This window comes from Bradyrhizobium sp. P5_C12 (assembly GCF_054049735.1).
In genome coordinates this window covers 140,801-158,703 of the sequence record NZ_JBFULU010000004.1, presented here as the reverse complement: position 1 = coordinate 158,703, position 17,903 = coordinate 140,801, and the positions used below count along the sequence as shown (strand labels likewise).

Below are 17,903 nucleotides of genomic sequence, written 5' to 3'. Positions count from 1 at the left end.
CAGGAAACCGGATCGCTTCTAGTCCCGATCGTCCGCAACCGGCTTTCGGCGCCGCAAGGTGGCTGCGATTTGAGAGATCGCGATTGGCTTCGGAGGGCTTGTCACAATCTCCGGCCTGTCATCGGACGCATGGCTTCTCAGCGTTTCCAGCACCAGAAAGAATTTCTCGGCTAGCATGAGTCAAGCTCGCTGACGCAGTCATCGTCTCGAAGGACGACAAGATTCGCTGTGAATTCGACCACTTACTGCGCCCGGCGGCAATTTAATTCGTGGGGTCACGGTGGATTGTGACGAACTTTGCCGGTTCCTTGCGTCCGCTGCGTCGTGTGGACGATCGCTCGCTGCGGCGTAACGTTACTGTTCTTTGCGGACCGTCCCGGATATAGGTTGTCGCCCTGTCATCAAATTGTCATGTCATCTTAAATGCTAAAATCAGACGCAACGTCGGCCCGCAAGACTGCGAGTGCGCTGAACGGGAATTTTGTCCCAAAGGACAAGCAGAGGACGCAATACGCCGCGGGCTTCCTCAGGCAGCTGGAACCCGCCGAATCCGGCGCGGAACCGACGCTCATCGAGGGCGCTGCGGTCGATCAGACGCCGTCGCAAAGTGTGACGCCTGCACCAGAACTGTCGGACGGTGGCGCGCGTGTCGCGGCTGAGATCGAATTCAAGCTGCTCGTCGATGCCGACCGCATGGCGCATTTCAACGCTGCGCCGATCATCGCGACGTATGCGCGCAACAGAGGTACGCGAAAGCATCTCAAGTCCATCTACTACGACACGCCGGAGCGGACGCTTCGGCGCAACGGCCTGAGCTTGCGCGTTCGCCAGAGCGGCGCGCGCTTCGTGCAGACCGTCAAGACCGAGGCCGCGGACGATCCGCTGCGCCGCGGCGAGTGGGAGGCGAGCGTCCCCTCGCTAGCGCCGGATCTCGCCCTTGCGATGCCCTTCATTCCCGAGAAGCTTCGCAGCCACCTCGCAGCGCAGCCGCTCGAAGCGGTGTTCAGCGCCGACATTCATCGCCACGCGCGTATCGTCGACCTGCCGTCCGGGACGGTCGAGATCGCTTTCGACCAGGGCGTCCTCACCGCAGGCGACCGGTTGTTGCCGGTGAGCGAGATCGAGCTGGAGCTCAAGGCCGGCAGCGCCAGCACGATCTATGAGATCGCGCTGCGGCTTGCGGAGCACGGGTCGGTGAAGCCCTCGATCCGCAGCAAATCGGCGCGCGGCTTCGACCTTGCCGCCGGCACGCCGCCACCGGTACGCCGGCCGCGAAAGCTTCGCCTCGACCCGTCGGTCGCGCTCGACGAGGCCTTCGCGACGATCCTGCGGTCCTGCTTCCTTCACCTTCTTCAGTCGCTGCCGGCCGCCGAAGACGGCCGCAATCCCGAAGGCGTCCATCAGCTCCGCGTCTCGCTGCGCCGGCTTCGAGCGGCGCTCGATCTGATGCGATCGGCGGGCGCGCTCAGCAATCTCGACGCGCTGCGGTCGGAAGCAAAATGGCTCGCGCAGGATCTGTCCGCTGCGCGCGATTGGGACGTGTTCCAGCTCGAGACGTTGCCGACGATCGCAAAGGCCTGTCCCGCTGTCGGCGGCTTCGACGCCTTGGGCCGGGTTGCGGCCGGGCGCCAGTCGGACGCCTATCGCAAGGCGCATCATGCGCTCGACGATCGCCGCTGTGCCATTTTCCTGATCGGCCTCGGTGGCTGGATCGAAACGCGGGGCTGGCGCAACGACGTCGCCGCCGAAGATCTCGGCGAGCTCGCCGAGCCCGCCGTCAACTTCGCCGAGCGCATCCTGGCCGGGCAATATGCCAAGGTGCTCAAGCGCGGCCGCCGGTTCAAATCGCTCGCGGCCGAGGAGCTGCACCGGGTGCGGCTTGCGACCAAGCGGCTGCGCTATCTCGGCGAGTTCCTGCTGCCGCTGTTCGCGGATCGCAAGTCCGCGAGAAAATTCTCGCGGAGGCTGGCCGGCTTGCAGGAAGAGCTTGGCGCCTTCAACGACATGGCGGTCACCGCATCATTGCTCGATGGCCTCGGAGCCGAGGCGCCCGACAGCGCCACCGCCGCGGCTGCCATTGCCGGCTGGCAGGCCCGCGCATCGGCCGACGTCCAGCCGTCGTTGCGAACCGCATGGCGGGATTTCACCGCCGCGCATGTGCCCTGGTCGCGGCAAGCCCAGCAGGCCTGATCGCGTTCGCATTCCCAAAAAGTTGCGCCCAGCCATTGGGGGATGGCTGGGCGCGCGCGAACCGGTCTGGGACGGGGAGGGGTGGGGATGTGACCGGGTCGCGTGACTCTTTCCTTTAAAACTACTGATCCTTGGCGCTGGCGGTGGAGACCGCCGGCTTGGTATCGCCGAGCGAGACCCAGACGTTGGGATCGCTCTGCGACTGGCGCTTGACGAAGCGGTAGCCGGTCTCCGTCCAGGCAACGACGTTCTCGTTCTGATTGTCGAGAACGAACTCGCCCTTGTCGGTCTTCACCGTCAGCACCGCATGTCCTTCGCCCTTCCTGTCGCGCACGACGGTGATGAGCAGGGCCTCGCGCGGCCATCCGGCATCGATCAGCATCTTGCGCTTCAGCAGCACGTAGTCTTCACAATCGCCGTAACCGTCTGACGGCAGCGACCACTTCTCGATCACGCCCCAGTGCTCCTGGTCGGTCAAAGGCTTCACGGTCTCGTTGACCCAGCGATTGACCTTGATCAGGTCGCGCCATGCGGCCTGCGACATCACGATGTCGCGCGGCTGCGTCGGCCCGCCCTGACACTGAGCGGCATTCTCCGAACAGAACTCGACCCAGCCGATCGGCGCACGCGTGGTGTCGCCGAGGCTCGCGTAGAGCAGGCGGCTCTCGCCGGCCTGCGCTGTCGCGCCGATCCCGAAGAGCAGCGCGGCAAGCGCCAGCCCCTTCCCCTGTCCCCTGAAGTCGAACATCGTGGCCCCCGTTTCTTGTTGGGACCAGATTTCGCACGGAGCTTTTGAGTTGCCGCTAAGTCGACCAAGTCAAGTCGAGACGAATGCAAGTAAAACAAGCGGCGAATTCGATCTATACTTGAATCGAATTCGAGTAAAATTCGATATGACTGCAATTGATTCAAATTGGAGGGATTAACGCGGAAACGCTGGCGGAACCGCTGTTTCCGCGTGTGGGAGGCCGCGCGTTAACCCGCACCGGGCCGTCGCCACGCGCGAAAAAGGCGGCATCCGTCGCGCGGAGGCCGCCTTGAGGCTGGAAATATAGGGGTTTTTGCAGCGTTCCCGCTTTACCGCGCGGTAACGCTCTCTTCGAGTGTCTCGATCGGCTGCGCGTGGACGAACTCAAGCGCGAAGCCGTCTTCGAGGTTTCGGACCACGCGGCCCTGGACCCGGCCGAGCAGAACCGTCGATTTCAGCGGCGGCCGGTTCTCCGCGGCAATCGCCGCGCCCGACAGCGACAGGTCGATGATGCGGCAGGTCATCTTGGTGCCGTCCTCGAGCGTCAGCACCGCAATTGGATTGCGCGGCACGATACGGTCGTGGCGGCGGTCCTCCGGCAGGTTGAGGATGTCGCGGTTGGCGAGCCAGGTCAGCTGGGCCGCGAGCTTGTCGCGCTTGCGCGGCGTCGCGCCCACCGTCATGGCGAAGCCGTTGTCGATGATCCGGGTGATCTTGCCCTCGACGCGGCCGATATGGTCGAGATAGGCGACCACGCGGTCGCCGACATTGCCGATGCCGGGTGCCAGCAGCGCCAGCCCCCCCGGCGACATGTTGATCACCTGACAGGGGAATTCGCGGCGGTCCGGCAGCATGTAGCGGCCGAGCAGGTGGACTTTCACCCGCTGGAAACGCCGACGTTCCTCGGCGGCCGGAAGAAATTTTTTGTTCGCCAACGCCATTTTCACTACCCGACCCCCCGCCCGGGCGGAGTCCAGGACGACCCTAAGGCGCATAGGGTTAATGCTGCGTTATGATTTTGCGCGACGATCACGGACAGACACAATGCGCACGAAAAACCACATCAGCGGCGGGCAGGCCAGGACGGCGAGGGCGCCCAGGTCGAGGGCGACGGCGGCAGTTCCGCTCCCCTTGGCCAGCCGTCCCGCCACCGCCGGCCCCAGCATCATCGCGGCATAGAAGACAGTGTAGAACACGCCCATGCCGATCGCCCGGGTCTCCGGGGCGAGCACGCGAGCGGCCAGGCTCATGATCGGGCCGGCCGGATGGCCGCCGACCAGGCCGATCAGGATGAGGATCGTGATCACCGCATCGGTCCGGGGCAGCCAGGCCAGCAGCAGGGCCACCGTGAGGCTTGCCGCGATCGCCAATATCAGCGGCCGTTTGAACCGATCGGCGAGATAGCCGCCGGCCGGCACCGAGATCACCGACAGCCACATCACGAGGCTGATGGCCGAACCTGCCGCGGCAATGCTCCAGCCCCGTTCGGCCAGCAGCGTCGGGCCGAACGAGAAGATCATGGCGAAGCCGACATTATAAAGGCCCCAGATCAGGCCCGCGACGATCACCGCCAGTAGCGCCAGGGGATCAAGACGCGCCGAGCCCGCGGTCGCAGCGCCCGTCGCCGGCGGCGGCTGGTAGAACATGATCAGCACAATGCCGATCGCGGTCAGCGCGCTGGCCGCCATGAACACGGCGCCCGCGCCATAGGCGGTGCCGATCGCCGGCAGAACCAGCAGCGAGACCCCAAGGCCCGCCGGCCAGGAGTTGACGAAGATCGCCATCGCGGTCGCGATCTCCTTTCCGGCAAACCAGTCGGTGGCCATCTTGGTGAGCTGTACCGTCAGCAGCACGCCGCCGACGCCCGAGGCGAGGCGGCCCGCTATCTGCCAGCCCCAGTTGTCGGTTGCGGCCATGACGAGACTGCCGGCCGTCATCAGCAGCAGCGCCGCGATGGTCGTCGGCTTGTCGCCAAGGGTGCGGCCGATCGCGCCGCCCGGCAGCGCCAGCACGACGCCCGGCGTGAAATAGAGCCCGATCAGGATGCCGATATCGGCGAGCCCAACGCCGAAGGTTTGTTGCAGCAGCGGCGCGACCGCCGCCACGCTCTGGAACTGGAACGCAATGGTGAGGCGAACGAAAAACAGGATCGCAAGAATGGTCCAGCGATTGCGCAATGCCTCATCCCCCAGCCATCGCCGCGAGCCTGCGGTGGCGAAATGCCGGTGTCAACCTGTTCGGCAGAGCAGCTGGATCATGCCTTCTTCGCCGCGCGCTGATTGAGCAGAAGCAGCAGCGCCAACAGCACCGCGGCCGACAGGCCGAGCGACCAGTGAATGCCGATCGCCGCGCCGAACAGGCCCACGGTGATGCCGCTGAACGCCCGCATGCCCAGCCCCGCCATGTTGTAGAGGCCGACGACGCGGCCGCGGATGTCGTGCGGCGCGTTCAACTGCACCAGCGCCTGCGCCATGGTGTTGAACGACAGCTCGAAGAAGCCTGCGAAAAACAGCAGCACGATCGCAACCGGATAGATCCGCACCGAGGCGAAGCCGAGCAGCGCCACGCTCCACAGCATCGCGAGCATGATCGCGGTGCGTGGCGTGCCCTTCAGCCGTCCCCAGGATTCCAGCGCGATGCCGGCGAGCAGCGCGCCGCCGGCGTCGGCCGCGAGCAGCACGCTGTAGGACACGCCGGGATCGCCGTGGCCGAGATCGCCGGCAAAGCCCGGCATCTGGGCGTGATAGGCGTTGCCGATCATGAACGAGGTGAGGCCGGCGAGCCACGTCATCGCGGTCAGCACCGGCTGCGTGCCGATGGCGCGGATGGTCAGCATGATGTCGGCGAGGCCGCGCACCGCGAAGCGCCGCGCAGCTAAGCTCTTGTCGCGCACCGGCGCCCAGAACAGCCAGAGCAGCATCGGCAGGTAGAACAGCGTGTTGAAGATGATGCCGTGCGAGGTGCCGAGCGTCAGCATGATGATTCCGCCCACCGCTGGTCCCACCAGGATGCCGAGATAGCGCGCCATCGCGTTCAGCCGCACCGCGCTCGGCAGGTCGGCCGGGCCGACCAGATCGTAGAGCAGCAGCTGGTTCGGCGTCTGCCACAGCACGCCGGCGCAGCCATGGATCACCAGCAGCAGCATCGCGTGCCACATCTGGATCGTGTCGGTGATGAAGAAGAAGCCCCAGCCGGCGGAAGCCGCGATGAACAGCAGCATGCCGCATTGGATGATGCGGCGCGGATCGAACCGGTCGGCAAGCCCGCCGACCGCGACCGAGAACAGCAGGAACGGCAGCCAGTGCGACAGCACGGCAAACCCCCCGAGTGTCGGCGAATGGAATTTCTGGAACACCACCCAATAGCTGATCACGTGCTCGATGTTGTCGGCCATCATCGCCAGCACATAGGCGATGAACTGGAGCCGGTACGGCACCGACTTCATCGCCGCGAATGAGCCGGACGCGACCACGGGATTTTGGGGAAGGGGGTTCAAGCGATCACCTGGGTGGGACTTCATCCGGCCATTACACGGTCGCAGGTGGACGCTCAATACATTTGGGCGTGCTTGAGCACCTGCCATGCACTGGTGCTACAATTACCGCCATCATCCTGAGGTGCGCGCTCTTGCGCGCCTCGAAGGTTGCGCTGCAAGCGCCTGTGGCCCATCCTTCCAGGCTTCTCCTTGCGATGCAGATGCATCGCAAGGCTCGCACCTCAGGATGACGGCGGTGAATGTGGCGGCGCCGTAGCCCGGATGAGCGAAGCGATATCCGGGGCCGCTGCTTCCCGCATATCGCTTCGCTCATGCGGGCTACGAGACCGCAGCTTGGCACGATCACGCATCTCACATACGCTTCGCCTCAGCCCGCACCAATCAATCATAACAGACGGGCAGCGAGGACACACCATGGAGCACATCCGCGTCTGCACCCACGCAGGACCGGGCACCGAACCCGTCATCCGCACCGTGCCGTGGCCGAAGGTCGGCCGGAAGGGTGCGTTGATCAAGATCGGCGCTTGCGGCGTCTGCGGCACCGATCTGCATATCCTGAAAGGACATTGGCCGAAGCCGCTACCCTGGCCATTCACGCTCGGCCACGAGCTCGGCGGAATCATCGTCGAATGCGGCGAGGAATTCACCGAAGACTTCATGAGCAGGCCGCTTAAGATAGGCTCGAAAGTGATGATCCCGCCGCTGATGCCCTGCGGCCGCTGCTACTACTGCATCCATTATCCGCAGACCGCCAACAAATGCCTGACGCCGGTCTATTACGGCCGCTATCTCGGCTTCGACAAGCCGCCGCACATGTGGGGCGGCTGGGCCGAATATGTCTATGTCGATCTCGACATGCTGCCGGGCACCAAGATCTACAAATTGCCCGACGACATGTCGCTGCGGCTGGGCGCGCTGTCGGAGCCGCTGACCTCCTGCATCCGCGCCTTCAACCGCGCCAGCCGCGCCGGCGGTTTCAGCTGGGGCGACACGGTGGTGATCCAGGGCTCGGGCCCGATCGGCATTCTGGCGGTCGCCGCCGCGCAGGAGATGGGGGCAGGGCGCGTGATCTGCGTCGGCGCGCCGGAACAGCCGCGGCTCAAGCTGGCGCGTGAATTCGGCGCGGAGGCGACGGTGAACATCGACGAGCTGAAGTCGCCCGAGGCGCGCATCGCGCGCGTGCGCGAGATCGTCGGCCATTTCGGCGCCGATCTCGTGATGGATTGCTCGGGCCATCCGACCGCCGGTCCCGAAGGCATCGAGATGCTGCGCGACGGCGGCACCTATGTCGAGATGGGCCAGTTCACTGACGCCGGCTCGATCGACACCTCCTGGCACCGCATCTGCACCAAGGACCTCAACGTGCTGGGCTCCTGGGGCTTTACCGGCAACGATCTGCCGCTCGGCGTCGACATGCTGTACCGGACCCGCGACAAATATCCCTGGCTGAAGATGCAGACGATCTATCCGTTCACGGAAGCGGGCGTCGCGCAGGCGGTGAGCGACGCGATGGCGATGAAGACGGTGAAGTCGACGATCGTGCCGTGGCCGGAATTGGTGGAATAGATGATGTCGTCCATTCCGTCCGATCTCGCCGCGTTTCTGGTCGAAGCCAAGCGGCGCACCTATGCGGGGCTGGACGACGACGCGACCGTGGCCGCGCCGTTGCTCGCGAGTTCAAAACAGCTCGAGCATCGCGCGGCGCCCTATGCCTATCGCGATATCTATTTCGGGATGGGATTCTTCGTCGGGCAGGAGACGGTGTCGCGGGATGACCGCGTCATCTGGTCGATGAGCTACAGCGGTGGCGCCTGCACGGAGATCACGGATCGGGACATCTTTCTTGCGATCTACAAATTCCTGCGGCAGGCGCTGCTGGGCGTGCACATCGAGGAGCCGTACCGGGGGCCGCGTCTGTTCGAGCGAGCGGGCATGGTCTACCGCAACGAGGTGAAAGGTTCGCTCGATCGCTTCCACGGCCTCGAGACGATCGCGCGGCATGATGGCACACCGCTCTACGAGCTGCGCTATAGTGGCGGCCTGCTGCGATAATTCTTGAACTTGTAGCCTGGATGGAGCGAAGCGTAATCCGGGGCCGCCGGTCCCGCATTCCGCTTCGCTCCATGCGGGCTACGAGGCGGAGTGTGGAATGAAGGACGAGATGACAAGCGAACAGACACCCGACCCAATCCGGCGCGCCCGCTCCCCGTTCAGCGCCATTCGCGCCATCGACTACACCGTCATTTTCGTGCGCGACATGAGCGCGATGCGCCGCTTCTACGAGGACGTCCTCGCCTTTCCGCTGCTGCGTGAGCTCTCGCCGAACTGGATCGAATACGGCCTGGGCGGCAACACGCTGGCTCTGGCGAAGCCGGGCCGGACCGCCGCCGACGCGCCGATCCCGCTCGGCACCGCCTCGCTGCAACTGGCCTTCAAGGTGTCCGCGGCCGAAGTCGATCAATGCGCCGACGAACTCGTGCGGCGGGGTGTGGCGCTGCTGTCGCCGCCGACGAACCAGTCCTTTGGCCACCGCACGCTGTTCTTCCGCGACCCCGACGGCAATCTGCTGGAGGTGTATGCGGAGATCTAAGGGCGGCGCGCCGCCAGCTTCAGCCGGCCTCGTTCCCCACCACCGTCGTGAAAATCCGCCGCTTTGGCGCAAAATCCCGCTATATGCAGCAAAACGGCCCCAAAACTCTGGATGTAGTGGGTCGGGCTGACGGTAAGCTTATTCTCGATGGCGCCAAAGCCATGCGTCATAGGCATGGTGATTTGCCTGGGCTTGGCGTAAAGAGCATCCAAATCAAATCACCACGCGTGCGGCCGAACCATTTGCCGCGTACGCAGCTTCAGGTCGCGCGGCTCGACGTTCCGCGCCTGGACCAACCAAGGTTTTCCATCTCGTGTCATTCCCGACCCTAAGTCCGCCGCTCGCCCGAGCTTTGGCCGAGCGCAACTACGATTCACTGACCCCCGTTCAGCTTGCGGTGCTCGCCGATGAAGCCGTCGACCGCGACCTCCTGGTCTCGGCCCAGACCGGCTCGGGCAAGACCGTTGCCTACGGATTGGCCATCGCAAGAAATCTGCTCGGCGACACCGAGCGGTTTGAACGCGCAGGCGCACCGCTGGCCTTGATCGTCGCGCCGACCCGCGAGCTCGCCTTGCAGGTCCATCGCGAACTCGCCTGGCTTTATCAACATGCGGAGGGGCGCGTCGTCTCCTGCGTCGGCGGCATGGATCCGCGCCGCGAGCAGCGCGAGCTGGCAGCGGGCGCCCACATCGTCGTCGGCACCCCCGGTCGGTTGTGCGATCATTTGCGCCGCGGCCGCCTCGACATTTCGGAATTGAAGGTTGTCGTCCTCGACGAGGCCGATGAAATGCTCAATCTCGGCTTTCGCGAGGACATGGAGTTCATCCTCGAGACCACGCCGGAGACGCGGCGCACCTTGCTGTTCTCGGCGACGTTTCCGCGCGGCATCGTGGCGCTGGCCAAGCAGTATCAGCAGCAGGCGTTTCGGATCGAGGTCGCGGGCGACGAGGGCGGTCACGCCGACATCGAGTATCGCGCCATCCGCGTCGCGCCCGGCGACGTCGAGCACGCGGTCGTCAACGTGTTGCGCTTTTTCGAGTCGCCGAGCGCGCTGGTGTTTTGCAACACGCGCGATGCGGTCAGGCATTTGCAGGCAGCACTGCTGGAGCGCGGTTTCTCCGTGGTGGCGCTGTCCGGCGAATTGACCCAGAACGAGCGCACCCAGGCGCTTCAGTCGTTGCGGGATGGACGTTCCCGCGTCTGCGTGGCGACTGACGTCGCCGCCCGCGGCATCGACCTGCCGAGCCTCGACCTCGTCATTCATGCGGATCTGCCCAATGACGCGGAGGTCATGCAGCATCGCTCGGGCCGTACCGGTCGCGCCGGCCGGAAGGGCGTCAGCGTCCTGCTGGTGCCGCCGGCACGACGGCGGCGTGCGGAGCTGTTGCTGAATCTGTCCGGCATCGACGTGGTCTGGGGGACCGCGCCGCAGGCGGAGGAAATCCGCAAGCTCGATCACGAGCGCATGCTGAAGGACGCGCTGTTCGCCGAGGAGACGACCGCCGACGATCTGGTGCTGGCGCAGGCATTGCTGGCCGAGCGGTCTCCCGAGGATATCGCCGCGGCGCTGGCGCGGCTTTATCGCGCGCGGCTGCCGTCGCCCGAAGACATTATCGATCCCGGCGAGCGAAGCGGCCGGCCGCGCGACGATCGCGGTCGCGACAATTTCCGGGCCTCCAGCGGCGATGATCGTTCCGAAAGGCCCCGGCCCAAATCGGGGAAATCGTCGTCGAAACACGGCATGGCGGAGGGCAGCGTCTGGTTCCGCGCCAACATCGGACGAAAAAAGAACGCGGAAGCACGCTGGCTGTTGCCGATGATCTGCCGCCGTGGCGGCATYGACAAGGGCGACATCGGCGCCATCAAGATCATGGACACCACGACCGAGTTCGAGATTTCCGAGCGGGTCGCGGACTCCTTCGCTGCCAAGATCAAGCGTCCGGACAAGGAAGACAATATCCGCCTCGAACCGATGGCGGATGCGCCGCAGGGCCAGGCGCCGTCGGAGAAGCGGCCGCACGCGCCTCGGCGCGAAGCCGGCGAGGCCCGTGACGGTGCGCGTCGAAGCGATCACGCCCGTGACGCGCGGGGACCGAAGCATCGCGACAAGCCGCACGGCGCAAGCGGCCCGAAATTCGGCGATGCGCCCGCGTTCGGAAAGAAAAAGAAGTACGGCGACAAGCCGGGTCAGGCAACCGAGTGGCCTGTGAAGGGCGCACCCGGCAAGAAGGCAAAGAAGAAGCATCGCGGCTGAATGGCCCGCGTGTCCTGACCGGAGCGAATGAACGCCGCTGGCACGAACCAGCGGCGTTTCTGCAAGATCAGCTGGGCTTAGCGGCCGCCGCCACCACCGCCGCCACCGCCTCCTCCGCCACCACCACCGCCGGCATCACGCAGGGCCGAATTGTAGCGAGGGTCGGTCTGCTTCATGTAGATCGGCGAGATATCGTGGGTGAGGCGAACGACGCGCCGTCCAGCCTGCTGCTGCGGCACGTCGACAAAGCCGGCGCAGCCCTCGAAGAAGGCCGTGTCGCAGCCATAGGTCCGCAACTGAACTGCGTTGGCGCTGGTCGCGGTGAACGCGGTCGCCGCAGCGCATGCAATGAAAGCAACTTTCGACAATGTGAGTCTCATGAAAAATCTCCAGCCTCGGGTCGGCGAGACCGGAACGGCTCGCACAGTCGTTCGACGGAGGCTGATCGAAACCGGTTCGAGCGGGTTGCTTCACGCCCGCGTGAGGGAATCGGGCGGCGAACTCATGTGCCGGCGCTCGGCGGCTCCGTGAGATCGCGGAGCATATAGGTCGCGCTGGCGCCGTAGGATTCGAGCTTTGCGCGCAGCCCCGCATCGGCCGTGACGGGCCGAAAGCCGAAACGTTCCCACAGCGGCCGCGTAGCGTAGACCGAGACCAGGGCGAGGGTCGCGATGCCCCGCGAGCGCGCGAGTTGCTCGATCGCCGTGACATAAGCGCGCGCCACGCCGCCGCGAGAGTCGGGCAGCACGACAACGTCGTGCACGTAGAGGCAATCCGCATCATCCGGCAATCTTTCGAGGAAGCCGTCGAGTGGCGGGATCCGATGCTGATTCCAGGGATGCGAGAGGCCGTAGCCGGCGATCTCATTGCCTGCGGCGAGCACGAGGCAGCCATCCGGATAGAGCCGCATCTTCTCCGCGAGCACGTCGGCCCGTTCGGGAAGATCGGGATGGATCCGCGCCGCGATCGCGCTGATCGCCGGCAGGTCGGATGCGCGCGCGGGGCGCCAATGCGGCTTGCTCATCTCCATCCGTCGTTCCCTGTCAATCAATCCAATTTATTCCGTTGCAAGGACTCATGCAGCGAAAAATTTCTTTGCCGCGATCAGAGGAATACGGCGCGTCGGGCGGCGTCCTACCCCATGCAAGCCAATTGCATGACAGGAGACACCATGACCACATCCCCGATCCGCCTTGCGCTCACCCTTGCAGCATCGCTCGCGATGGTATCCGCGGCAATTGCTGCGCCGCCGACCAAGACCGGCAAGACCGACAAGGGTGCCGTGCTCACCGATGCCAAGGGCATGACGCTCTACACGTTCGACAAGGACAGCGAAGGCAAGTCCGCCTGCAACGGTCCGTGTGCGACAAACTGGCCGGTGCTGAAGGCCGAGGCCAGTGATGCAGCCAGCGACGGCTACACCGTCATCACCCGCGACGACGGCTCCAGGCAGTGGGCCTACAAGGGCAAGCCGCTCTACACCTTCGCCAAGGACCAGAAGCCCGGCGACATCACCGGCGACGGCTTTCTGAACGGCGCCTGGCATCTGGCGATGCCGTGATGAATCGATAGCCTGGGCCGGGTATCGCTGTTGCAGGCGACGCCCGGCTCGTCTCACAGGCGGTGCGCCGCGTGAGGAACGCTATCGTGCCGGGGGAGGGCCGGCCGCTTCCGGCAGTTCCGGCGTCGCGTCCTTGGGGTCGTACCAGCTTGCCGCGTCCGAGCGCCAGATGTGAGCGCGGGCGGGGCCCGCGACCGGCGTATCCAGGCATCCCATGCGCAACAGCACGTTCGGCTGCGCGACCCGTTCCGCCATGATGTGCGAGCCGCAACGGGTGCAGAAGCGGCGCAATTTTCCGGGCGACGATTCGAACGCGGCGAGCAGCTCTTCGCCGCGCACCCACCGGAACGCCGCGCGCGGCACCGGCATCACGCTGGAAAACGCCGAGCCGTGCGTCTTGCGGCAGGTCTGGCAATGACAATGCACGAAGGGCGCGGGCTCCGCGTCCGCTTCATACGCAACAGCGCCGCACAGGCAACTTCCGGTCAGCATGCTCTCCCCGCAGGTCCGTTCTTTCACGAAAAGCCAGTCTAGTCGCGGAGACGGCGGCGGTGAAGCAGCGAAAACGATCGCCTCATGCCCACGATTTACAATGCGCAAACGGCGCCGCGCACGCGTAAGTCGGGCCGCGCGCCTTGTAATCCATGGTTTCGTAGCCATTTCGGGCTGACATCCAGCCGAAAGGGCATTTCGATGAAGTTCCGTGTCGGATTCGAAATGCTCTACGATTTCCCGCAGCCGACGCCGATGATCATGGTGCTGGGCACGCATTTCACCCGCGCCTCCGATGTGATCGTGCCGGACTTCCTGACCACCATGCCGGCGGTCGAGATCACGCCCTACCGCGACGTGTTCGGCAATTGGTGCAGCCGCATGGTCGCACCGGCCGGTCGCATGCGCCTTGCCGCGGATGGCGTGGTTCGCGACAGCGGCCTGCCGGACCCGGTGTTTGCCTCGGCCGCTCAGCACAGGATCGAGGAGCTGCCCGCGGACACGCTGGTCTATCTGCTCGGCAGCCGCTATTGCGAGACCGACCGGCTTTCGGAGATCGCCTGGCAATTGTTCGAGAAGACGCCGTCCGGCTGGGCGCGGGTGGAGGCGATCTGCGATTTCGTTCACCGCCACATCGCCTTCGGCTACGAGCATGCGCGTGCCACCAAGACCGCGTGGGAGGCTTACCAGGAGGGCAAGGGGGTCTGCCGCGACTATGCGCACCTCGCCATTGCGTTCTGCCGCTGCATGAACATCCCCGCGCGATATTGCACCGGGTATCTGAGCGACGTCGGCACGCCGCAGCCCTGGGCTGTGGGCGATTTCGCCGGGTGGTTCGAGGCCTTCATCGGCGGCCGCTGGCACACCTTCGATCCCCGCAATAACGTGCCGCGGCAGGGGCGCATCCTGATCGCGCAGGGGCGCGATGCCTGCGACGTTCCGATCACGCAGACGTTCGGTCCGAACGAGCTGGTCAGCTTCAAGGTCTGGACCGACGAGGTCACCTGATGGCCGGTCATCCCCCGCTCAGCAGCGACGAACTCGACTCATTGCGCAAGGTCGGTCAGGTCGACCACCAAAGCGAGATCCCCCAATTGCACTGGGAGCGTCTCGTGCATCTGGGCTACGCGATCAGGCGGCTTGGAGCGCTTGAGCTCACCGCCGCCGGCGTGAGGCGCCTGGCGGGACAATAGGGGGCCGCTGCCTCCATCGGGCGGCGAGCCTGGCTTACGCCGCCGGCGCCGGCACCAGTCCGTAGCGCAGCATCGTCTCTTTCATCTTCGCGGGATCGGGTGGCGCGCCGGCCGACAGGAGTGCGGCCATCTCCGTGAAATATTGCGGGCCCAACACCCCGGGGCTCAGGATGCACAGGCATGTCGCCGGCCCCGTCGAACGATTGGTAAAGCCGTGCACGACGCCGCGCTTGATGAAGACCGATTCTCCCGGGCCAAGATCGCTCTGCTTGCCGTCGATCGTCCAGGTCGAGACGCCGGACAGCCCGTAGATCGTTTCGTCCCAGCGGTCGTGATAGTGCGGGATCGGCATCCGCGCATTCGGTTGCAGCGTCATTTCGAAGATGTCGACGCTGCCGTCGGTGTCATCCTTGCTGTGCAGGAAGCGGAGCTGAAGCGCGCCGAAATTGATGTCGGACATGGCTGTGTTATCCCGGTGAGAGGCTGAATCGAGGTCGCGGCGCTCGCCCGCATCGAAATGAAGGTTACCGCGGTCCCTCATACACTATCAGCCCGCGTGCGATCAGCTGACGATGCGCAGCATCGTCGAATGCAACGCGCTGTGCAACCGCGGCCGATTGCAAGCGGCAGAACATTCCGGGGCACGCTCAAAACGGCTCCGGGATCGACGTCTCTGATTGGCTCGCCGGCACTAATCTCAAGTTGGCGCCCGCAATCGCAGCAACCTTAAAGACGCAAAATGTTTGCCTGCGCTGATGCGCCGCATGAATCGAATTAATTCAAATTGAGAGTCCGAAAGCGAACTGAAGCCTCGACTTTCGTAGGGCATAGTTGGCTCCGGCAGGGGGCGAGAGCCGCAGATCCGCGGCAGCTTCCCACCATCGTGAAAGTAGGGGCACTGGTGTCCGGTGCAGCACGCACTGGGCGCGTCGGGGAGTCTTCAATCCATTATCTAGTTTCGCTTGAAAGGATGAATGCCCGTGATTGATGCCAATGTGAAAGCCGAGACGAATGCCGCTCCGCTGAGTGAGACGGCGAACGGAACTGCAAAGCTCAAATTCGACATGCCGTTTTTCAACATTCAGACGATGTTCGGCGCTCTCGCAGGGCCGACCGCCACGCGGGCCAAGGCAAATTTCGAGCAGATGAAGGCGACGTCCGAGGAGATTACCGCAGCTCTCTACGAAGCTTGTTCGATCAATGCCAAGCGTACCGCCGATTACGGCACCAAGGTCATTGAAATATCCAATACCAACACCAGCTCCGCGCTGGATTTCCTCTCCCAACTCGCGGATGCGAGGTCGTTTGCGGACCTCGTGAACCTCTCCACCGTCCACGGCCGCAAGACCTTTGAAGCGGCTTCCGCTCAGAACCGGGAGCTTTGGGACATGGCCCAGAAGGTCGCGTCCGAGACGACCGAGCCGATCAAGAACAGCTTCAACCGGGTTCTGCATAAGGCTGTCTGAATCGAAGCTACCGGCCACGTGGATCGGCTGGACGAGCGTCTTCGCCAGAAGAGACGCCGTCCAGCCGGGGGCGGCCATCCGCCGCCGTGAGGTGATGCCAAGCTGGAGGGAAACAAGATGGGTATGGTGATGATCAGGTGCCCGGAAACGGGAAACGCCATTCCGACAGGCATTGAGACGGATCGCGAAAGGTTTCGATGCAGTGCGGTGTTCTTTTCGCGCACCTATTGTCGGATGTGCGAAGCTACGCATGAATGGTTCGCCCGAGAGGCTTGGGTCTACGAGACGGTCTTGGCGAACGGGAATTCGGGGGGCGGGCAGCCGTTCCGCGCCGGCGCGGCGTGACGGTGCCTCAACGCATCCTGCGAAAAGATCCGATCGATCCTGCGGCCCATCACCTTGTAGCACTCGCAGGCGACGACCTCGAGTCGACGCCTGTCGATCTCGAGCTGGCCGCGCCGACTGGACTTTATGGCCCTCGACATGCGGAGTGCGCTCACGACGTGCGTAACCGTGGTGCGCCGGACGCCAAGCAATTCCGACAACGTTTCTTGCGTCAAGGGCAGGATGTCACCGCCATCCGTCCGATCGTGAATGTGAAGCAGCCAGCGGGCCAGGCGGGCCTCCACGGAGTGCAGTGCGTTGCAGGCTGCGACGTGCAGGAATTGCGTCATCAGCGCTCTGGAGAGCAGCTGAACCGCGTGCGCGATGGCGGGACTGCGTTCGAGCATCTCATGAAATCGTGCGGGCGAGATCTGCAGCGCGGTCCCGGCCACGCGGACGACCGCGGTCAGGGGTGACCGGCCGGGGCCAAGCGCCGACATCAGGCCGACCGCGCCGTCGTTGCCGATCACGGCGGTTGCGGTCGTCTGTCCGTTCGGCAATTCCATGATCAGCGCGATCGCGCCGCTGCAGGGGAAGTAAAGGTGATCGATCCGGTCGCCCGATCGAACGAGCACTGCATCGTGATGGAGAGGTACTTTCCGCAAGTGTGGTGCAAGCAAAGCGAAATCGGCCGGCGGCAACGCAGCTAACAAGCGATTACCAACTCTGGTCGCGTGCTCCATCACGGGATTCTTCCCTCGACGGAGGCCCGGCGGCTAGCAAACGCATCTTCTCCGACCGAGCCGCGGTACCGCGCAGACGCTTGCCACGGCAAGCGGACCAACTCACGTCAACAGATAAGGTTCCAATGACGGATCCCAAGCCAGCGCGCCGGGCGCGTCTGACGGCCATCTCACTCGCGCGACGAAGACCGGGCCGGAGGCTTGCAAAACTCGCTCGACGCGAGCGTTGCTCCTATCTCAGCCCCTCATACACCATCAGCCCGCGTGCGACCTGCAATTTGCGGATAGCGCGCGGCAGCAGTTTCTCGGGCTGGTGCAGATAGCGCCAGGAGGTGAGGGTGAACGCGCCAAGCGCGCCGCATTCGTCGTCGAACGGCGCAAGCACGCCGGTGACGCTGACGGGCGTATGCGGGCGGGCGTTGAAGGGGAGCAGCAACAGCTCGAGGTGCGCCTTGCTGCCGTCGTCGCGCAAGGCGGTGAGGCCGGCGATGGCGCCGAGCGTCTCGTCGGCAACGATGGTGGTGATCTCCCCGATCTCTCTGCGGCAGGCCTCGCTGAACAGCGCCGCAAAGCTTTGGTCCTTGAGGTCGAGCCCGGCGAGCGCGCAGACGCGCGTGCCGGCGACGCGGAACGGAAAACCGAGGTTGGGTTCGCACGACAGCACGAAGATGTCGCCGAGCAGGCCGCGGACCGCGGCCGGATCGATGTCGGCCCTGTCCGGAGCCCGCGCCGTGCCGCGCTTCTTGTCCCAATACGCGAAGAACTCGCGGCTCGACTTGTGTTTCATGACTGAACGCTTACCCCGGGGCGAAACCTCGCGGGACAGACCTGTCCCGCTTCAGTGCA

Annotated in this window: 20 protein-coding genes; 9 read left to right on the top strand and 11 right to left on the bottom strand. The window is 64.7% G+C overall.

The window, feature by feature from the left end:
* Positions 1-423 precede the first annotated feature (423 nt).
* Positions 424-2,190: a CYTH and CHAD domain-containing protein gene (locus ACXJMY_RS05160; RefSeq protein ID WP_456618230.1), complete on the top strand. Its 1,767-nt coding sequence runs from the start codon at positions 424-426 to the stop codon at positions 2,188-2,190.
* 121 nt (positions 2,191-2,311) lie between these two features.
* Here the strand turns inward: ACXJMY_RS05160 and ACXJMY_RS05155 are convergent, their stop codons facing one another.
* The 4 genes from ACXJMY_RS05155 to ACXJMY_RS05140 form a co-directional block, all read right to left on the bottom strand.
* Positions 2,312-2,938: a transglutaminase-like cysteine peptidase gene (locus ACXJMY_RS05155; RefSeq protein WP_456618229.1), complete on the bottom strand. Its 627-nt coding sequence runs from the start codon at positions 2,936-2,938 to the stop codon at positions 2,312-2,314.
* Between the two features lie 329 nt (positions 2,939-3,267).
* The gene (locus tag ACXJMY_RS05150) at positions 3,268-3,879 is read right to left on the bottom strand and encodes a PilZ domain-containing protein (protein WP_094895511.1); all 612 of its coding nucleotides are present in this window, start codon (positions 3,877-3,879) and stop codon (positions 3,268-3,270) included.
* Positions 3,880-3,948: 69 nt separating this feature from the next.
* Positions 3,949-5,115: an MFS transporter gene (locus ACXJMY_RS05145; protein ID WP_456618228.1), complete on the bottom strand. Its 1,167-nt coding sequence runs from the start codon at positions 5,113-5,115 to the stop codon at positions 3,949-3,951.
* 77 nt (positions 5,116-5,192) lie between these two features.
* A complete protein-coding gene (locus tag ACXJMY_RS05140; protein WP_456618227.1) occupies positions 5,193-6,434 on the bottom strand; it encodes an MFS transporter in 1,242 nt (413 codons plus the stop codon).
* Positions 6,435-6,848: 414 nt separating this feature from the next.
* On the opposite strand from ACXJMY_RS05140, the gene ACXJMY_RS05135 reads away from it, so the two are divergent.
* From ACXJMY_RS05135 to ACXJMY_RS05125, 3 genes are all read left to right on the top strand, one after another.
* Positions 6,849-8,000, top strand: a complete 1,152-nt coding sequence (locus ACXJMY_RS05135) for a zinc-binding dehydrogenase (RefSeq protein ID WP_456618226.1) — start codon at positions 6,849-6,851, stop codon at positions 7,998-8,000.
* A 3-nt stretch (positions 8,001-8,003) separates the two neighbouring features.
* On the top strand, positions 8,004-8,486 hold the full coding sequence (locus ACXJMY_RS05130) for a DUF5680 domain-containing protein (RefSeq protein ID WP_456618225.1): 483 nt from the start codon (positions 8,004-8,006) through the stop codon (positions 8,484-8,486).
* 97 nt (positions 8,487-8,583) lie between these two features.
* Positions 8,584-9,024, top strand: a complete 441-nt coding sequence (locus ACXJMY_RS05125; protein ID WP_456618224.1) for a VOC family protein — start codon at positions 8,584-8,586, stop codon at positions 9,022-9,024.
* Here ACXJMY_RS05125 and ACXJMY_RS05120 read toward each other — a convergent pair.
* Complete coding sequence (locus tag ACXJMY_RS05120) at positions 9,021-9,236, bottom strand: hypothetical protein (protein WP_456618223.1); 216 nt, start codon at positions 9,234-9,236, stop codon at positions 9,021-9,023. The genes ACXJMY_RS05125 and ACXJMY_RS05120 overlap by 4 nt on opposite strands.
* Positions 9,237-9,337: 101 nt before the next feature.
* Between ACXJMY_RS05120 and ACXJMY_RS05115 the strand changes: the two genes are divergently transcribed.
* Positions 9,338-11,278, top strand: a complete 1,941-nt coding sequence (locus ACXJMY_RS05115) for a DEAD/DEAH box helicase (protein ID WP_456618222.1) — start codon at positions 9,338-9,340, stop codon at positions 11,276-11,278.
* 77 nt (positions 11,279-11,355) lie between these two features.
* On the opposite strand, the gene ACXJMY_RS05110 is transcribed toward ACXJMY_RS05115, so the two are convergent.
* Together ACXJMY_RS05110 and ACXJMY_RS05105 are read right to left on the bottom strand one after the other, a co-directional pair.
* Complete coding sequence (locus ACXJMY_RS05110; protein WP_456618221.1) at positions 11,356-11,658, bottom strand: hypothetical protein; 303 nt, start codon at positions 11,656-11,658, stop codon at positions 11,356-11,358.
* Between the two features lie 122 nt (positions 11,659-11,780).
* Positions 11,781-12,302, bottom strand: a complete 522-nt coding sequence (locus ACXJMY_RS05105; protein WP_456618220.1) for a GNAT family N-acetyltransferase — start codon at positions 12,300-12,302, stop codon at positions 11,781-11,783.
* Between the two features lie 147 nt (positions 12,303-12,449).
* On the opposite strand from ACXJMY_RS05105, the gene ACXJMY_RS05100 reads away from it, so the two are divergent.
* Entirely contained in the window at positions 12,450-12,839 is a 390-nt protein-coding gene (locus tag ACXJMY_RS05100; protein ID WP_456618219.1) for a COG4315 family predicted lipoprotein, read from the top strand.
* An 81-nt stretch (positions 12,840-12,920) separates the two neighbouring features.
* Here ACXJMY_RS05100 and ACXJMY_RS05095 read toward each other — a convergent pair whose 3' ends face one another.
* The gene (locus ACXJMY_RS05095) at positions 12,921-13,331 is read right to left on the bottom strand and encodes a GFA family protein (protein WP_456618218.1); all 411 of its coding nucleotides are present in this window, start codon (positions 13,329-13,331) and stop codon (positions 12,921-12,923) included.
* 201 nt (positions 13,332-13,532) lie between these two features.
* Here ACXJMY_RS05095 and ACXJMY_RS05090 point away from each other — a divergent pair, with 201 nt between their 5' ends.
* Together ACXJMY_RS05090 and ACXJMY_RS05085 are read left to right on the top strand one after the other, a co-directional pair.
* Entirely contained in the window at positions 13,533-14,339 is an 807-nt protein-coding gene (locus ACXJMY_RS05090) for a transglutaminase-like domain-containing protein (RefSeq protein WP_456618217.1), read from the top strand.
* A complete protein-coding gene (locus ACXJMY_RS05085; RefSeq protein ID WP_456618216.1) occupies positions 14,339-14,524 on the top strand; it encodes a hypothetical protein in 186 nt (61 codons plus the stop codon). Before ACXJMY_RS05090 ends, ACXJMY_RS05085 begins: the two co-directional genes overlap by 1 nt.
* A 34-nt stretch (positions 14,525-14,558) precedes the next feature.
* On the opposite strand, the gene ACXJMY_RS05080 is transcribed toward ACXJMY_RS05085, so the two are convergent.
* Positions 14,559-14,984, bottom strand: a complete 426-nt coding sequence (locus ACXJMY_RS05080; RefSeq protein ID WP_456618215.1) for a cupin domain-containing protein — start codon at positions 14,982-14,984, stop codon at positions 14,559-14,561.
* 514 nt (positions 14,985-15,498) lie between these two features.
* On the opposite strand from ACXJMY_RS05080, the gene ACXJMY_RS05075 reads away from it, so the two are divergent.
* The gene (locus tag ACXJMY_RS05075) at positions 15,499-15,990 is read left to right on the top strand and encodes a phasin (RefSeq protein WP_456618214.1); all 492 of its coding nucleotides are present in this window, start codon (positions 15,499-15,501) and stop codon (positions 15,988-15,990) included.
* Between the two features lie 278 nt (positions 15,991-16,268).
* Here ACXJMY_RS05075 and ACXJMY_RS05070 read toward each other — a convergent pair whose 3' ends face one another.
* Positions 16,269-17,057 (bottom strand): Crp/Fnr family transcriptional regulator, encoded by a 789-nt coding sequence (locus ACXJMY_RS05070; protein ID WP_456618213.1) that lies wholly within the window; start codon positions 17,055-17,057, stop codon positions 16,269-16,271.
* A gap of 232 nt (positions 17,058-17,289) precedes the next feature.
* Positions 17,290-17,844, bottom strand: coding sequence for a PAS domain-containing protein (locus tag ACXJMY_RS05065; protein ID WP_456618212.1), 555 nt, complete (start codon positions 17,842-17,844; stop codon positions 17,290-17,292).
* Between the last annotated feature and the right edge of the window lie 59 nt (positions 17,845-17,903).

Coding starts and splice junctions, on each gene's coding strand:
- ACXJMY_RS05155 (WP_456618229.1), bottom strand. CDS start 2,938: ATGTTCGACTTCAGGGGACAGGGGAAGGGGCTGGCGCTTGCCGCGCTG.
- ACXJMY_RS05130 (WP_456618225.1), top strand. CDS start 8,004: ATGTCGTCCATTCCGTCCGATCTCGCCGCGTTTCTGGTCGAAGCCAAG.
- ACXJMY_RS05160 (WP_456618230.1), top strand. CDS start 424: ATGCTAAAATCAGACGCAACGTCGGCCCGCAAGACTGCGAGTGCGCTG.
- ACXJMY_RS05095 (WP_456618218.1), bottom strand. CDS start 13,331: ATGCTGACCGGAAGTTGCCTGTGCGGCGCTGTTGCGTATGAAGCGGAC.
- ACXJMY_RS05065 (WP_456618212.1), bottom strand. CDS start 17,844: ATGAAACACAAGTCGAGCCGCGAGTTCTTCGCGTATTGGGACAAGAAG.
- ACXJMY_RS05090 (WP_456618217.1), top strand. CDS start 13,533: ATGAAGTTCCGTGTCGGATTCGAAATGCTCTACGATTTCCCGCAGCCG.
- ACXJMY_RS05070 (WP_456618213.1), bottom strand. CDS start 17,057: ATGGAGCACGCGACCAGAGTTGGTAATCGCTTGTTAGCTGCGTTGCCG.
- ACXJMY_RS05100 (WP_456618219.1), top strand. CDS start 12,450: ATGACCACATCCCCGATCCGCCTTGCGCTCACCCTTGCAGCATCGCTC.
- ACXJMY_RS05125 (WP_456618224.1), top strand. CDS start 8,584: ATGAAGGACGAGATGACAAGCGAACAGACACCCGACCCAATCCGGCGC.
- ACXJMY_RS05135 (WP_456618226.1), top strand. CDS start 6,849: ATGGAGCACATCCGCGTCTGCACCCACGCAGGACCGGGCACCGAACCC.
- ACXJMY_RS05085 (WP_456618216.1), top strand. CDS start 14,339: ATGGCCGGTCATCCCCCGCTCAGCAGCGACGAACTCGACTCATTGCGC.
- ACXJMY_RS05080 (WP_456618215.1), bottom strand. CDS start 14,984: ATGTCCGACATCAATTTCGGCGCGCTTCAGCTCCGCTTCCTGCACAGC.
- ACXJMY_RS05105 (WP_456618220.1), bottom strand. CDS start 12,302: ATGAGCAAGCCGCATTGGCGCCCCGCGCGCGCATCCGACCTGCCGGCG.
- ACXJMY_RS05110 (WP_456618221.1), bottom strand. CDS start 11,658: ATGAGACTCACATTGTCGAAAGTTGCTTTCATTGCATGCGCTGCGGCG.
- ACXJMY_RS05150 (WP_094895511.1), bottom strand. CDS start 3,879: ATGGCGTTGGCGAACAAAAAATTTCTTCCGGCCGCCGAGGAACGTCGG.
- ACXJMY_RS05075 (WP_456618214.1), top strand. CDS start 15,499: ATGCCCGTGATTGATGCCAATGTGAAAGCCGAGACGAATGCCGCTCCG.